The sequence below is a fragment of the Dactylosporangium sp. CA-139114 genome (assembly GCF_050955725.1).
GTDB lineage: Bacteria > Actinomycetota > Actinomycetes > Mycobacteriales > Micromonosporaceae > Dactylosporangium.
In genome coordinates this window covers 8,345,310-8,359,970 of record NZ_CP192080.1, presented here as the reverse complement: position 1 = coordinate 8,359,970, position 14,661 = coordinate 8,345,310, and the positions used below count along the sequence as shown (strand labels likewise).

Annotated in this window: 11 protein-coding genes; 8 read left to right on the top strand and 3 right to left on the bottom strand. The window is 74.7% G+C overall.

Translation table 11 applies throughout. The features are described 5' to 3' along the window. Positions 1-213: 213 nt before the first annotated feature. Positions 214-3,144, bottom strand: a complete 2,931-nt coding sequence (locus ACQP2P_RS37400; RefSeq protein WP_433609115.1) for a hypothetical protein — start codon at positions 3,142-3,144, stop codon at positions 214-216. 293 nt (positions 3,145-3,437) lie between these two features. Between ACQP2P_RS37400 and hisI the strand changes: the two genes are divergently transcribed. From hisI to ligD, 4 genes are read left to right on the top strand one after another with little or no spacing between them, the layout of a single operon-like run. After that, positions 3,438-3,785 carry a phosphoribosyl-AMP cyclohydrolase gene (gene hisI / locus ACQP2P_RS37395; RefSeq protein ID WP_433609113.1) on the top strand — a complete coding sequence of 116 codons (348 nt, stop codon included), beginning with the start codon at positions 3,438-3,440 and terminating at the stop codon, positions 3,783-3,785. Further along, the gene (locus ACQP2P_RS37390) at positions 3,782-5,317 is read left to right on the top strand and encodes an anthranilate synthase component I (protein WP_433609111.1); all 1,536 of its coding nucleotides are present in this window, start codon (positions 3,782-3,784) and stop codon (positions 5,315-5,317) included. The genes hisI and ACQP2P_RS37390 overlap by 4 nt, the downstream gene beginning before the upstream one ends. Beyond that, the gene (locus tag ACQP2P_RS37385) at positions 5,314-5,841 is read left to right on the top strand and encodes a Trp biosynthesis-associated membrane protein (RefSeq protein WP_433609109.1); all 528 of its coding nucleotides are present in this window, start codon (positions 5,314-5,316) and stop codon (positions 5,839-5,841) included. The genes ACQP2P_RS37390 and ACQP2P_RS37385 overlap by 4 nt, the downstream gene beginning before the upstream one ends. Before the next feature lie 10 nt (positions 5,842-5,851). Next, positions 5,852-7,123: a non-homologous end-joining DNA ligase gene (gene ligD / locus ACQP2P_RS37380; RefSeq protein ID WP_433609107.1), complete on the top strand. Its 1,272-nt coding sequence runs from the start codon at positions 5,852-5,854 to the stop codon at positions 7,121-7,123. A 1,440-nt stretch (positions 7,124-8,563) separates the two neighbouring features. On the opposite strand, the gene ACQP2P_RS37375 is transcribed toward ligD, so the two are convergent. Further along, positions 8,564-9,634, bottom strand: a complete 1,071-nt coding sequence (locus tag ACQP2P_RS37375) for a hypothetical protein (RefSeq protein ID WP_433609105.1) — start codon at positions 9,632-9,634, stop codon at positions 8,564-8,566. Positions 9,635-9,807: 173 nt separating this feature from the next. Here ACQP2P_RS37375 and trpC point away from each other — a divergent pair, with 173 nt between their 5' ends. The 4 genes from trpC (at position 9,808) to ACQP2P_RS37355 (ending at position 13,980) form a co-directional block, all read left to right on the top strand. After that, positions 9,808-10,611 carry an indole-3-glycerol phosphate synthase TrpC gene (gene trpC / locus ACQP2P_RS37370; protein ID WP_433090278.1) on the top strand — a complete coding sequence of 268 codons (804 nt, stop codon included), beginning with the start codon at positions 9,808-9,810 and terminating at the stop codon, positions 10,609-10,611. Further along, positions 10,608-11,831, top strand: coding sequence for a tryptophan synthase subunit beta (gene trpB, locus ACQP2P_RS37365; RefSeq protein WP_433609103.1), 1,224 nt, complete (start codon positions 10,608-10,610; stop codon positions 11,829-11,831). The genes trpC and trpB overlap by 4 nt, the downstream gene beginning before the upstream one ends. Then, positions 11,828-12,625, top strand: a complete 798-nt coding sequence (gene trpA, locus ACQP2P_RS37360) for a tryptophan synthase subunit alpha (protein WP_433609101.1) — start codon at positions 11,828-11,830, stop codon at positions 12,623-12,625. The genes trpB and trpA overlap by 4 nt, the downstream gene beginning before the upstream one ends. An 83-nt stretch (positions 12,626-12,708) precedes the next feature. Then, positions 12,709-13,980: a PQQ-binding-like beta-propeller repeat protein gene (locus ACQP2P_RS37355; RefSeq protein ID WP_433609099.1), complete on the top strand. Its 1,272-nt coding sequence runs from the start codon at positions 12,709-12,711 to the stop codon at positions 13,978-13,980. Here the strand turns inward: ACQP2P_RS37355 and ACQP2P_RS37350 are convergent. Beyond that, on the bottom strand, positions 13,969-14,610 hold the full coding sequence (locus ACQP2P_RS37350; protein WP_433609097.1) for an SGNH/GDSL hydrolase family protein: 642 nt from the start codon (positions 14,608-14,610) through the stop codon (positions 13,969-13,971). The two genes, ACQP2P_RS37355 and ACQP2P_RS37350, sit on opposite strands and share 12 nt — an antisense overlap. Positions 14,611-14,661 lie beyond the last annotated feature (51 nt).

Genomic DNA, 14,661 nt, shown 5'->3' with positions numbered 1-14,661 from the left:
ACTCAACACTTGATGAAATCAACGGTAGATGAAGTCTTGGCCCCGGGCAAACCCCGACGCCCGGCTGGACCCGGCCCGGTTCGAGCCGAACCCGAAGCGGCGCTTCGCCCACCGTGGCGGGGCGGCAGCCGCCGCGGCCACCGGCGCGGACCTGAGTGCATGCGACAAGGGGCGGACCGGTTGCCCGGTCCGCCCCTTGTGCTGGAATCTGCGTCAGAGCGAGAGGACCCGCTCCAGGAAGTCCTTGTACTGCCGCAGCGCCACCCGCAGCGACTCGGTGTCAGGGTGCTTCGAGGTCTTGTTCGGGTTGATCGCGTGCTGCTGCTCCTGCAGCTTCTCGGCGAGCGTCTCGATCGCGTCGCTGATCACGGCGCTGGCCCGGGCCACCGCCTTGACCGGGTCGTCGACGAACTTGGACTCGGCCTTCGCGATCCGCGTGCGGAACTTGTCGGCCCGCTTGCGCTTCCAGAGCACGATCCGCTCCTCGACGATGTCGCCGGGGCGCAGCTGAGCCGGTGCGGCCGCCGCGTACTCGAGCTCGTCGTCCTCCTCGACCTCGTCCTCGTCGTCCTCGGCCACGATGAGCAGCACGCCGTCCCCGGCGTCCTCCTCGCCGTCCACGTCGGCGACGACGAGCACGACGTCCTCGCCCTCGTCTTCTTCCTCGTCGTCCTCGGCCTCGGCCACGAGGTCGTCGCTGTCGTCGGCGTCCTCGTCTTCGTCGTCGTCCGCTTCGGCTACGAGGTCGTCGCTGTCGTCCGCGTCCTCGGCGTCGGCGTCGGTCTCGGCCACCAGGAGCACGACTTCGCCGGCCTCCTCTTTACCGTCGGCCTCGACCACGACGAGCACCACGTCATCGGCACCGTCGTCCACGGCGGCCGGCTCCTCGGCGCCGTCCTCGTCCTCGTCTGCGGCGTCGTCGGCTTCGGCTGCGATCTCCTCGGCGGCGTCCTCCTCGGCAGCGTCGTCGTCTTCGGCGGCGGGTTCCTCGACCGTGTCAGCGTCGTCGGCCTCGGCCACGACGAGCACGACGTCTTCGGCACCGTCGTCTTCGGCGGCCGGCTCTTCGGCGCCGTCCTCGTCTGCGGCGTCGTCGGCTTCGGCTGCGATCTCCTCGGCGGCGTCCTCCTCGGCAGCGTCGTCGTCTTCGGCGGCGGGTTCCTCGACCGTGTCAGCGTCATCGGCCTCGGACTCGGCCACGACGGGCACGACGTCTTCGGCGACCGGCTCCTCGGCGGCGTCCTCGTCCGCGGCGTCGTCGGTCTCGGCCACGATGAGCACGGCGTCTTCGCCGGCCGCCTCCTCGGCGTCGTCGGCTTCGGCCGCAATCTCCTCAGCGGTGGGCTCGTCGATCGCGTCGGCTTCTTCGGCGTCCGTTTCGGCGGTGGGCTCGTCGATCGCGTCGGCTTCTTCGGCGTCGGTTTCCGCGGCGGCCTCATCGGCGTCCTCGGCGTCGGCGACCGGCTCCTCCGCGGCGTCCTCACCGTCGGCCTCGTCGGCCGCCGCGATCTCCTCGGCCGCGTCGGCGTCCTCGACCACGAGCACCGCGTCAACCTCGGCGGCGGGCTCCTCGTCGGCGACGACGACCGCGACGTCCTCGACCGCGTCGCTCTCCTCGGCATCGTCCGCCTCGGCGGCGGGTCCGTCGGCGGCTTCGATCCCCTCGGCGGCGGCCTCCGCTTCGGTGGCGGTCTCGTCGGCGGCGTCGTTCTCCTCGGTCTCGGCTTCGGCAACCGGCTCGTCGGAGTCTGCGGCGTTCTCGTCGGCGGTCGCGTCCGCCTCGGCCGCGGGCTCGTCGGCTTCGGTGGCCTCGTCTGAAACCACGATGGCGTCTTCGGCAACCGGCTCGTCGGAGTCTGCGGCGTTCTCGTCGGCGGTCGCGTCCGCCTCGGCCGCGGGCTCGTCGGCTTCGGTGGCCTCGTCCGAAACCACGACGGCGTCTTCGGCAACCGGCTCGTCGGAGTCTGCGGCGTTCTCGTCCGCGGCCTCTTCCGCCTCGGCTGCGGGCTCGTCCGAAGTCGCGATGGCGTCTTCGGCGTCCGGCTCGTCGGCGGCGTCGCTCTCCTCGGCCTCGGCTTCGGCAACCGGCTCGTCGGAGTCTGCGGCGTTCTCGTCCGCGGCCTCTTCCGCCTCGGCTGCGGGCTCGTCCGAAGTCGCGATGGCGTCTTCGGCGTCCGGCTCGTCGGCGGCGTCGCTCTCCTCGGCCTCGGCTTCGGCAACCGGCTCGTCGGAGTCAGCGGCGTTCTCCTCGGCGGCCTCTTCCGCCTCGGCCGCGGGCTCGTCGGCTTCCGTGGCCTCGTCCGAAACCACGACCGCAGCCTCACCCTCCGGCTCGTCGGCGGTCTCAGCCTCAGCGGCGGCCTCGTCCGCGGCGTCGATCTCCTCAGCGTCGGCCGAGGCGGCGGGCTCATCCCCAACCACGACGGCCGGCGAATCGGCAGCGTCCACGGCCTCGGCGACGACGGCGTCCGGTTCGTCGGCAGCCTCAGCGACCGGCTCCTCCGCAGCGCCGCCCTCCTCGGCAGCGTCCGCGGACTCGGCAACGGCGACGTCCGCAGAGTCGGCAACGACGGCGTCCGGCGAGTCGGCGGCGTCCACGGCCTCGGCGACACCGGCGTCCGGCTCAACGACGACAGCCTCAGCCACCGGCTCCTCCGAAGCCGCGGCCTCCTCCGCAGCGCCGCCCTCCTCGGTCTCCTCGGCAGCCTCCGACGTCACTTCAGTCGGTGCCTCGTCCGCAGCCGCGACGTCCGTCGCCGCCGCAACCGGCTCGTCGCTCTCCGCGACCGCCCCTTCCGAGCCCGGCGCGCCATCCTCCACCGCCTCGCTCTGCACAACGGCCGAATCGGTGACAGCAGGAGTGTCGTCGCCCGCGACGACCTCGGCATCCGCAACCCCAGTGGCCTCGACGAGGGCCGAGATGTCGTCCGGCACCGCGACGGAGATGGCCGGATCATCAGCCAGCGCCGCGGGTTCCTCGGCGGCGGCAGGGGCAGCGGCGGCAAGAGTGGCAGGAGCGGCGTCGTCGAGCGGTTCGCGCGGCGCCGGAACGGCGGCCTCGGCGGGTGCGTCCGCCGCGGGAGTGGAAGAAGACGACGACGAGGAGGGCGGCTGGTCGTTCGGCGGGGTGATGTTGGGGTGCATGGGTCCTCCGTCCGGCTCGGTCCGAACGGGGGCAGCCTCCCGGTCGGACTGCTGGTTGGCTCAGCGCAGGGGTCGCGGACGCCGGGAGGCCGTGCGGCGCCCGCAACCGACGACCGCACGACCGGCGGTGGGGTGCCCCCTGGAAGACGGGTAGGGGGTGGCCGTCGGCAGGCAGGGAAGGGGTGGGCGACCGCGCAGATCTCCCGTGCGGCGCACCGCCAAGGTACCCCCTCAACACCAGCAGCCATAGACCCCAAACCGCCGAGTCTGTACGGTGCGGGAGAATTGCCGTCGTGCCGTCGAACCTTGATCCAGAAGTGGCCGACCGTCTGCGCCGCAACGAGGCCGGACTCGTGCCGGCGATCGTGCAGGAGCACGGGACCGGCGAGGTGCTGATGCTCGCGTGGATGGACGACGAGGCCCTGCACCGCACGCTCACGACCGGTCGCGCCACGTACTGGTCGCGCAGCCGCAACGAGTACTGGGTGAAGGGCGAGACCTCCGGGCACGTCCAGCACGTCAAGTCGGTCGCGGTCGACTGCGACGGCGACACGCTGCTGATCACGGTCGAGCAGACCGGCGCCGCCTGCCACACGGGCAACCACACCTGCTTCTACACCCCGCTGGAGGTATCCGGATGACGACCGGCGCCGTGGCCCCCGACGAGGCCACCTTCCGCGAGCTCGCGCGCACCCGTCGTGTCGTCCCGGTGACACGGCGCCTGCTGGCCGACGGCGAGACCCCGGTCGGCGTGTACCGCAAGCTGGCGGGCGGCCCCGGCACGTTCCTGCTGGAGTCCGCGGAGCAGGGGGCGGGCGCGGCCGGCGCCGTCTGGTCGCGGTACAGCTTCATCGGCGTCCGCAGCGTGGCCACCCTCGTGGAGCGGGACGGGCGCGCGCACTGGCTCGGGTCGCCCCCGGCGAACGTCCCGGTCGACGGGGCCCCGACCGAGGTGCTCCGCGCGACCATCGCCGCGCTGACCGCCGACGACGCCGACCTGCGCGAGCTCAACCTGCCGCCGCTGTCGGGCGGCATGGTGGGCTTCCTGTCGTACGACGCCGTCCGCCGCTTCGAGCGCCTCCCCGAGATCGCCCTCGACGACCTCGGCCACCCCGAGCTCGGGATGATGCTCGCCACGGATCTCGTCGCGCTCGATCACTTCGAGGGCGCCGCGCTGCTCATCGCCAACGCGGTGCTGCCCGCGGCCGGGGCCGACGACGCCGCGGTCGCCGCCGCCTACCACCAGGCCATCGGCCGGCTCGACGCGATGACCACCGCGCTGTCCCGCCCGACGCCGCCGCTGGTGTCCACTGTGGACCGGGTGCCGCTCGGCGACGTGGTGAGCCGGACGCCGGCCGGGGAGTACCCGAAGGCGGTCGAGGCCGCGAAGGAGGCCATCCGCGCGGGTGAGTGCTTCCAGATCGTGGTCGCCCAGCGCTTCGAGCGCGCGACCGACGCCGACCCCCTCGACGTGTATCGCGTCCTGCGCACGACCAATCCCAGCCCGTACATGTACCTGCTGCGCTTCGACGGCTTCGACGTGGTCGGGTCCTCGCCCGAGGTACACGTGAAGGTCGACGGGCGGCGGGCACTGCTGCATCCGATCGCGGGCACGCGGTGGCGCGGGGCGACGCCGGAGGAGGACGCGGCGCTCGCGGCCGACCTGCTCGCCGACCCCAAGGAGCGCTCCGAGCACGTGATGCTCGTCGACCTGGCCCGCAACGACCTCGGGCGGGTGTGCAAGCCCGGCACGGTGGAGGTGCCCGAGTTCATGACGGTCGAGCGGTACTCGCACGTCATGCACATCGTCTCGACCGTCGTCGGTGAGCTGCACGACGACCGCACCGCCTTCGACACCCTCGCGGCCACGTTCCCGGCCGGCACCCTGTCCGGGGCGCCGAAGGTCCGCGCGATGGAGATCATCGAGGAGCTCGAGCCGACGCGCCGCGGCCTGTACGGCGGCGTCGTCGGGTACTTCGGCTTCGGCGGCGACATGGACACCGCCATCGCCATCCGCACCGCGCTGCTGCGCGACCGCACCGCGTACGTCCAGGCCGGCGCCGGCATCGTCGCCGACTCCGACCCGGCCGCGGAGGAGACCGAGACGCGCAACAAGGCCGCCGCGGTGCTGGCCGCCATCGCGACCGCCGAGACGCTGCGGCCGGCCCGGTGAACCTGTCGGGGCGGCGGGGCCTGGCGACCACGGTGGTGGCCTGTGCCGTGGCGGCTGCGGTCGTACTGTTCGCCGCCACCCGATCCTGGCAGACCGTCGTCACCGTGCAGCCGGCCCCGCTGCCGCCGCTGAAGGTCGACCGCACCGGCACCGAGATCGCGCCCTGGCTCACCGCGCTGGCCGTCGTCGGGCTCGCCGGCGCCGGCGCGCTGCTGGCCACCCGGGCCGCCGCCCGGCTCGCGGTCGGCGTCCTGCTCGTCGTCGCCGGCGCCGGCGTGGTCGTCGCGTCCCTGGTGACCCTCGACGAGCACGTGCGCGTGGCCTGGCCGCTGGTGTGCGCGCTCGGCGGCCTCGTCGTGCTCGCGGCCGGCGTGGTCACCGTGCGCTCCGGCCGCTCGTGGCCGGGCATGGGCGCGCGCTACGAACGCACCTCCGCGCCGGCCCGCCGGCAGCACGCGCAGACCGACATGTGGGACGCGCTCGACCGGGGCGAAGATCCGACGAGGGGTGATCGACCCGAGTAGGGTTCGGCCCATGGCGAGCAGCGCTGAGGAAGTGATCGAGGTCGCCGGGCGCGAGGTGACGATCACCAATCCGGACAAGGTGTACTTCCCGAAGTCCGGCCGCACGAAGATCGACGTGGTGCGCTACTACCTGGCCGTCGCCGACGGTGCCCTGCGGGGCGCGGGCGGGCGGCCGATGGCTCTCAAGCGGTACGTCAACGGCATCGAGGGCGAGGCGTTCTTCCAGAAGCGCGCGCCCGCCAAACGGCCGGACTGGATCGAGACCGCGCAACTGCGCTACCCGTCCGGCCGCACCGCCGAGGAGATCGTCCTGCGCGACGCCGCCCAGCTCGCCTGGGTGGTCAACCTCGGCTGCCTGGAGCTGCACACCCACTCCGTGCTCGCCGAGGACCTCGAGCACCCCGACGAGCTGCGCATCGATCTCGACCCGGTGCCGGGCGTGCCCTGGGGCCAGGTCGTCGACGTGGCGCTCATCGCGCGGGAGGTCCTCGAGGAGTACGGGCTCGCCGGCTGGCCCAAGACCTCCGGCTCCCGCGGCTTCCACATCTACGCGCGCATCGAGCCCCGCTGGACCTTCGCCGAGGTACGCCGCGCCGCCGAGGGCTTCGCCCGCGAGGTCGCCCGCCGCGCCCCGGACCTCGCGACCGGCGCGTGGTGGAAGGAGGAGCGGCAGGGGGTGTTCCTCGACTACAACCAGAACGCGAAGGACCACACCACCGCGTCGGGTTATTCGGTACGCCCCTCGGAAGAGGCGAAGGTCTCCGCCCCCCTGAGCTGGGACGAGGTCCCCGGCTGCGACCCCGCCGCCTACACCGTGGACACCGTGCCCGCCCGCCCCGACCCGTGGGAGGGCATCGAGTCCGCCCGCGGCTCGCTGGAGCCGCTGCTGGAGCTCGCGTCCACCTTCAAGAAGCGCGCGCCCGCCAAGAAGGGCACCGGCCGCCGCCAGCCGAGCATGCCCCTGATCGAGATCACGCGCACCGCGACGCGCGAGGAGGCCCTGGCCGACCTCGACCGCTGGAAGGAGCGCCACGCGACGGTCTGGCCGCTGCTGGAGCCCGCCGACGTCCTGGTCGACTCGATGCGGGGGATCAACTCGGTCTGGTACCGCATCCGCATCAACCTCATCCACGTCCCCGAATCCGAACGCCCGGCGCAGGAACCGCTCGAGCACGAGTTCGACCCCTTCGCGAAGTGGAAGGAAATGCAGGCGAGGGGCGAGATCCCGGCCCGCTGGCGCCGCCCCGACCCGGAGCCGGTTCCCGAGTCCGAGGAGTCCTGACCCGCCGGCCGAGCCGGGCCACGTCCCGCTCCCGCGCGGGCCGTGTGGGAAGGCCGGTCCGCGCGGCGTGCACGCTGTGGCCGGTCGGCGCGGCCTCGGAAGGTCGCCGCCCGTCCGTGAGGTGCGAAGCCGAGGCCGGGAGCGGTGTGCGACCTGTGGATGAGGGGCGTGGGGGAAGCGGGCGTAGCGGTGCGCCTCCTCAGTGACGTCGATCCGGCCGGGCGGTGCGCGGCGAGATAGCCGAATGGCTCGTCACCCGCGGCGCCCGGGCCGTGCCCTCCGCCGGGCCTGGCAGCATCGGCACGACCGGTGCGTGCGTGATCGCTGCTTGAGTGGCGCATGACCCGTGGATGAGGGGCGTGCGGGAAGCGGGCGTAGCAGTGCGCCGCCTCAGCGGCGTCGGCCCGGCCGGGCGATGCGCGGCGAGATAGCCGAACGGCTCGTCGTAGCGACCGTCACCCACGGCACCCGGGCGTGTCCTCCGCCGGGCCTGGCAGCATCGGCACGACCGGTGCGCGACCCGCGGATGAGGGGCGTGCGGGAAGCGGGCGTCACAGTGCGCCTCCTCAACGACGTCGCTCCGGGCGGCGATGAGCAGCAGGCCGGTCGGGCGGCGGGGTGCCGAAAGCGCGGTGCCTGTCTCAGGGGTGCGAAGTCGAGGCCGGGAGCGGTGCAGGGACCGGTCAACGATCGGCGGGTGACCCGCGAACGAGGGCCACGCGGGACGGCCGGTCGCGTGCGGGCCGTGGCTGGTCGGCGCGGTGCCGGAAGAGCGGCGCCCGTCCCGGGGTGTGGGGCCGGGCCTGGGAGCGGTGCGGGCACCGGCGGGCGATCGGCGTCGGCCGGCGGAAGGGGGCGGTGCGGACCGGGCGACGTGGGCACGATCGGTGCCGCGCGGAACCGGGCGCTGTGGGCATCGGCGCGGCGCGGCACTCTGGGGGCGGCGGCCCGCGGATGGGGGCGGCGCGGAACCGCGCGCTGCGGGGACCACCGGTGCGGCGCGGCATTCCGGGGGCTGTGGGCGCGACCGGTGGGCGCGGCATTCCGGGGCTGTGGGCACGATCGTGCGGCGCGGCGCTCCGGGGGCGGCGGCCCGCGGATGGGTGCGGCGCGGCACTCCGGGGGCTGTGGGCACGATCGGTGCGGCGCGGAACTGGGCGCTGCGGGGACCACTGCTGCGGCGCGGCACTCCGGGACCGGTGCAGGCTCCGGCCTGGCTCACCGCTGCCGCCGTCCGCAGCCGCGCGGTGCCTGAAGAGCGGCGCGCGAGGCCGAGGGGGAGCGGTGCGGAGCCGGGGCACGATCGGTCGGCGGGCCGCGGGCCGCGGGCCGCGGGCCGCGGGCCGTGGATGGGGAGACTCGCGCGAAGCGCGGCGCGCTGCGAGGCCGGGGGACGATCGGTCGGTGGGGCGCGGACGGGGGCGGTGCGGGGAGCGAGCGTCAGTGTGCCTCCTCCGGGGTGTCGACCCAGCCGGCCATGAGTACCAGGCCGGTCGGGCGGTGCACGGCGAGATAGCCGAACGGCTCGTCGAAGCGGACCGTCACGCGCAGCGCCCGGGCCGTGCCCTCCGCCGGGCCGGGCCGCATCGGCACGACCGGGGCGGGCGTCACCGGCGCGGCGTGGAAGCCGGGGCCGGTGAAGGCCGCCGCCAGGCTCACCCCCGCCGCCGCCACCCGCAGCGGCGTGGCGCTGATGCCCGGGAACAGGCCGGGAGCGGCGGCCGCGCGCAGCCCGAACACCTCGGCCGCGCCGAGCAGGTCGTGCGCGGCCGAGGCCGCGAAGCGGGGAACTTTCACGACGAGCTCGGGTGCCGGGTCGTCGGCGTCGACCAGGGCCGCGGTGATCCCGGGGCCGCGGCGGCCGACGGGGGCGGCGGTGCACGTTTCCACGGCGGCGGCGAGCACGGCCGGCGCCGGGGCCGTGCCGCCCGCGGTGCACAGCACCACGTCGACGTCGCCGGTGCCGCGGACGGTGAGCAGCGTGACCGGGCCGGCGGCGGTCGTGGCGCAGCGCAGGTCGGTGAGGCCGGGGCCGCGGCGGTGCAGTGAGGCCAGGCGCCGGCCCGCCCACGGGCCGCTCGCGGGGCGCAGCACGCCGTCGGTGAACGGGTCCGCCCAGTCGGCGGTGACGGCCAGGGCCGCGGCCAGGACCAGGGCGTCCTCGTCGGTGACGGCGAACCCGAACGGGGGCACCGGCGCGCCGGTCTGGGCCGCGGCCCAGGCGTCCAGCAGCGGGCGGTCGATCGCGGGGTCGCCGGTCAGGCGCGGGTCGGCGCGGGCGGCCCAGTCGAGGGTCAGCGGCACCCCCTCCCGCGCCCACAGGCCGAGCGCGCCGCGGACGGGCAGATCGAGGGGCGTGGGGGCGACGGCCAGCAGCTCGGTGCGGGCCCGGCCGCCGGCGACGGAGCCGAGCAGGGCCAGAAGGGGATAGATCGCCGCCGCCGAGAGGACCGCCGCGGCGGACACGGAGGCCCAGGTGGCCGTCAATGTGTTCGCTCGCGTCACGCTCATGCCGACACCCTAGGGCGGGGGTACGACAAAACGCGGCGGCGAGGCATTATGCCCTAGTCCATCAGGTGATGTCGGCCATACCCCCGCGACCGTCCACTGACCGGGGGCGACCTAGCATCGGTCGCATGACCACCGGAGAGGGGAGCTCCTTGATCAACGCGGAAAGCGGCCGGGTGCTCGACGAGATCCTCGCCGGAGTGCGCGAGGACCTGGCGGTCCGCGAGGCCCAGGTGCCCCTGGCAGAGATCAAACAGCGCGCCGCCGAGGCCCCGCCGCCGAGGGACGCCTACGCCAAGCTGCGCGCCCCCGGCGTCGGCGTCATCGCCGAGGTCAAGCGCGCCTCGCCGTCCAAGGGCGCGCTGGCCGAGATCCCGGACCCGGCGGAGCTCGCGAAGGAGTACGCGGCCGGCGGCGCCCGCTGCGTGAGCGTGCTCACCGAGGGCCGGTGGTTCGGCGGCAGCCTCGACGACTTCGCCGCCGTGCGGGCCGCGATCGACATCCCGATGCTGCGCAAGGACTTCGTGGTGTCGTCGTACCAGGTGCACGAGGCCCGGGCCTACGGCGCCGACCTGGTGCTGCTGATCGTCGCCGCGCTCGACCAGAACACGCTCTCCGGGCTCCTCGACCGCATCGAGAGCCTCGGCATGACGGCCCTGGTCGAGGTGCACGACGAGGAGGAGACCGACCGCGCGCTGGAGGCCGGCGCCCGGGTCATCGGGATCAACGCGCGCAACCTGCGCACGCTGGAGGTCGACCGGACGGTGTTCGAGCGCATCGCGCCCGGGCTGCCGGCCGAGGTCGTCAAGATCGCCGAGTCGGGGGTCCGGGGGCCGCACGACCTGATCCGCTATGCCTCCGCCGGCGCCGACGCCGTGCTGGTCGGCGAGGGCCTGGTCACGCAGAAGAGCCCGCGCGAGGCCGTCGCCGAGCTCGTCACCGCCGGCAGCCACCCGGCCACCCCGCGGGCGGCCCGGTGAGCGCGAGCGCGTTCCTCTCGGCGGCGGGCCTGCTGCCCGACCCCGAGGGGCACTTCGGCACCTACGGCGGCCGGTTCGTCCCCGAGGCGCTCATCGCCGCGCTGGACCAGCTCGACGCCGCCTACCGCCACGCCCAGGCCGACGAGGCGTTCCAGGCCGAGTTCGGGCGGCTGCTGCGCGACTACGCCAACACGCCCAGCCCGCTCTACCGGGCCGAGCGGCTCGCCCGCGGTACCGGTGCGAGGATCTTCCTCAAGCGCGAGGACCTCAACCACACCGGCGCGCACAAGGTCCGCAACGTCCTCGGCCAGGCGCTGCTGACCAAGCGGATGGGCAAGACCCGGGTCATCGCCGAGACCGGGGCGGGCCAGCACGGCGTGGCCAGCGCCACCGCCTGCGCGCTGCTCGACCTCGAGTGCGTGGTGTACATGGGCGAGGAGGACACCCGCCGCCAGGCCCTCAACGTCGCCCGCATGCGCATGCTCGGCGCCACCGTCGTGCCCGTCACGACCGGCTCCAAGACGCTCAAGGACGCGATCAACGAGGCCCTGCGCGACTGGGTGACCAACGTCGACAGCACGCACTACCTGCTGGGCACGGCGGCCGGCCCGCACCCGTTCCCGGCGATGGTCCGCGACTTCGTCGGCGGGATCAGTGTCGAGGCCCGCCGGCAGATCCTCGAGCAGACCGGCCGGCTGCCCGACGCGGTCGCGGCCTGCGTCGGCGGCGGCTCCAACGCGATCGGCGCGTTCCACGCGTTCGTGCCCGACGCGGACGTGCGCCTCTACGGCTTCGAGGCCGGCGGCGACGGCGTCGACACCGGCCGGCACGCGGCCAGCATCACCGGCGGCTCGACCGGCGTGCTGCACGGCGCCCGCACCTACCTGCTGCAGGACGAGGACGGCCAGACGGTCGAGTCGCACTCGATCTCGGCCGGCCTGGACTACCCGGCCGTCGGGCCCGAGCACGCCTACCTGCACGACACCGGCCGCGCCCGCTACGAGCCGGTGACCGACGCCGAGGCGATGGACGCGTTCAAGCTGCTGTGCCGCACCGAGGGCATCATCCCGGCGATCGAGAGCGCGCACGCCGTCGCCGGGGCGCTGCGGGTCATCCCGGCCCTGGCCGCCGAGCTGGGCCGCGAGCCGACCGTGGTCGTGTGCCTGTCCGGCCGCGGCGACAAGGACATGGACACCGCCCGGGAGTGGTTCGACGTATGAGCGTCCAGACCGCGTTCGACAAGGCCAAGGCCGAGGGGCGCAGCGCGCTGATCGGCTACCTGCCGGCCGGGTTCCCGGATGTCGCCACCGCGACGGACGCCGTCCGCGCCATGATCGACAACGGGGTCGACATCGTCGAGATCGGCCTGCCGTACTCCGACCCGGTCATGGACGGCCCCGTCATCCAGCGCGCCACCGAGGCCGCGCTCGCCGCGGGCTTCCGGGTCCGCGACGGCCTGGCCACCGTGGAGGCCGCGGCGGCGACCGGCGCGCCGATCCTCACCATGACCTACTGGAACCTCGTCGAGCGCTACGGCGTCGAGCGCTTCTCCGCCGACCTGGCCGCGGCCGGCGGGGCGGGCCTCATCACGCCCGACCTCATCCCGGACGAGGCCGGCCAGTGGCTGGCCGCGTCCGACCAGCACGGCCTCGACCGCGTCTTCCTGGTCTCGCCGTCCTCGACCGACGCCCGCATCGCGAGCACCGTCGCGGCCTGCCGCGGCTTCGTCTACGCCACGAGCGTCATGGGCGTCACCGGCGCCCGCGACCGGACCAGCAGCGCCGCCCCCGTGATCGTCGAGCGGGTCCGCGCGATCGGCTCGAGCGTGCCGGTCGCGGTCGGCCTCGGCGTCTCCAACGGCGCCCAGGCGGCCGAGACCGCGACCTTCGCCGACGGCGTCATCGTCGGCAGTGCGCTCGTGCGGTGCCTGCTGGAGGCCGAGAGCCCGGCGGCCGGCGTCGCGGCGGTGGCCAAGCTGAGCGCGGAACTGGCCGAGGGCGTTCGCCGCCACTAACTGGCCGGGGCCGTTCGCCGCCACTCACGGGCGGGTGGCCTCGTTGAGCCCCCGTGCGGCTTTCTTTCCGTTTTGTACCACACGTGCTCCTCCTGGCGGCCGTGTCCTCCGCGCTGATCTCCCCGCCCACCGGGGCAGCGGCGGCCGGCATCGGCTACGGCTCCACCGCCGACGCCGACTGGCGGCAGGACGGCGGCGACCCCGGCCGCTCCGGCCACCAGGCGCTGACCGGCCCCCTGGACGCCGCCGCCGCGAAGCACCTGCGCCCGGCCTGGACCGCACCCGCCACCCGCCCCGGCGAGCAGGTCGGCGGCGCGATCGTGATCGACGGCACCGTGCTGCGCGCCTCCGGCGGCCCGTCGGGGCAGATCCGCCGCTACGACGCCGCGACCGGGCACGACCTCGGCCCCGTGGTCGACGCCCCCGGCCTCGCGTTCGGGCAGCTGGCGGCGGCCGGGGACACGCTGCTCGTCGAGGCGGTCGAGCGCCCGGCGCTGCGGCGCACGCTGCGCGCGTACACCTTGCGGGGCGAACGGCGGTGGACCGTGGACCTGCCCGGCACGGTCTCGGGCGGCTTCACCGCGGCCGGGGACCTGATCCTGCGCGCGGCCGGGGACATCCTCACCGCGTACCGCACCGCCGACGGCTCGGCCGCCTGGACCGCCCCGCTCGGCGGCGAGCCCGGCTTCCGCATGCCGGTCCGGCTCGGCGACCTCGTCCTGCAGGGCATCGAACCGGGCGGCATCACGTCGATCGGCACCGAACCCGGCACCGCCGAGACGAGCGGGTCCAACGGCACGCAGCCGGGCATCGCGGCCTTCGACGCCCGCACCGGCGCCCAGGTCTGGCGGCGCCCCGCGAGCGGCGCCGAGCTCGTGGCGGCCGGCGACGCCGTGTACGCGGTCGGCGAGCGCGGCATCTGCGCCTACACCGCCGCCGACGGCGCCCGGCGCTGGTGCGACGCGCGGACCCTGGAGGCTCCGGTGCACGCGAGCCTCGGCGACGGCGCGCTCTTCGTCATCGACGGCCACGGCGGCCTGGCCGCGTTCGACACCGGCACCGGGGCCCCGCGCTGGCGGACCTCCTACGGCCTGGACGCGGAGGTCGACGCCTCCTACTGGGCCCCGGTGAACGGTGGCGGCGTCGTCTACGCGATGGTGTACCACTTCGCGGTCCGCGGCGGCGTGAGCACCCACCGCGTCGAGCTGGTCGCGGCCGACACGAGCACCGGCCGGCTCATCCGGCGCCTGCAGGTCGACGTGGACGCCATGCGCGGCGAGGAGCCACTGGTGCTGGCCGGCGATCACGTGTACTTCGCCGCCGTCCAGAAGCTCCACGCGTTCTCAGCGTCGTAGCGCGGCCCGCCAGGTGTCCCGGATCGCCTGGGCGCCCCAGGCGTTGGGCTCGATGTGCCCGCACAGCCACAGCTCGCGGTTGGCCGGGTGCGAGTCGGGCCGGGTGATGTCCCCGGCCTGCGCGCCGTGCCCGAGGAACGCCCCGTGCAGGTCCGCGACGGCCGCGCCGTGCCGGGCCGCCGCCGCGCGGATCGCCGCGTTCATCGAGTGCAGCAGCGCCAGGCCCTCGTCGACGTCGGGCAGCCCGGCCCACGAGAGGTCGCCGGTGCCGTCCGTGGGGTCGTAGACGGTGCTCACCACGATCCGAGCGCCGGTCGCGGCGAGGGTCGCCAGGGTCGCGTCGTAGTTCGCGGCCGTCGCCTCGACGGCGGCCGGCACCTTGTCGGGGGACTCGACGATCGCGGTCAGCAGGTCGTTGCCGCCCATCGTGATGGTCACCAGGGCTGGGCGCCCCGCGACCTGACCGAGCTGGCGGCGCAGGACGTCATCGCTCGTCGCGCCGTCGCGCGCGAGCAGCTTCAGCTCGATGCCGAGGTCGTCGGCGAGCAGGGAGGCGGCGCCCAGTCCGGGGCCGCCCGCGTAGTCGTCGATCGACATCGAGTCGCCGAGCGCGTAGTACCGCGGGGCCATACCGAAGATCATCGCGGATGCGGGGCGCCGCGATCCAGAGGGCGGTGCGAC

Excerpts from the sequence above, each read along its gene's own strand:
- ACQP2P_RS37400 (WP_433609115.1), bottom strand. The coding sequence starts at position 3,144 with ATGCACCCCAACATCACCCCGCCGAACGACCAGCCGCCCTCCTCGTCG.
- ACQP2P_RS37390 (WP_433609111.1), top strand. The coding sequence starts at position 3,782 with ATGACGACCGGCGCCGTGGCCCCCGACGAGGCCACCTTCCGCGAGCTC.
- ligD (WP_433609107.1), top strand. The coding sequence starts at position 5,852 with ATGGCGAGCAGCGCTGAGGAAGTGATCGAGGTCGCCGGGCGCGAGGTG.
- ACQP2P_RS37375 (WP_433609105.1), bottom strand. The coding sequence starts at position 9,634 with ATGAGCGTGACGCGAGCGAACACATTGACGGCCACCTGGGCCTCCGTG.
- trpA (WP_433609101.1), top strand. The coding sequence starts at position 11,828 with ATGAGCGTCCAGACCGCGTTCGACAAGGCCAAGGCCGAGGGGCGCAGC.
- ACQP2P_RS37350 (WP_433609097.1), bottom strand. The coding sequence starts at position 14,610 with ATGGCCCCGCGGTACTACGCGCTCGGCGACTCGATGTCGATCGACGAC.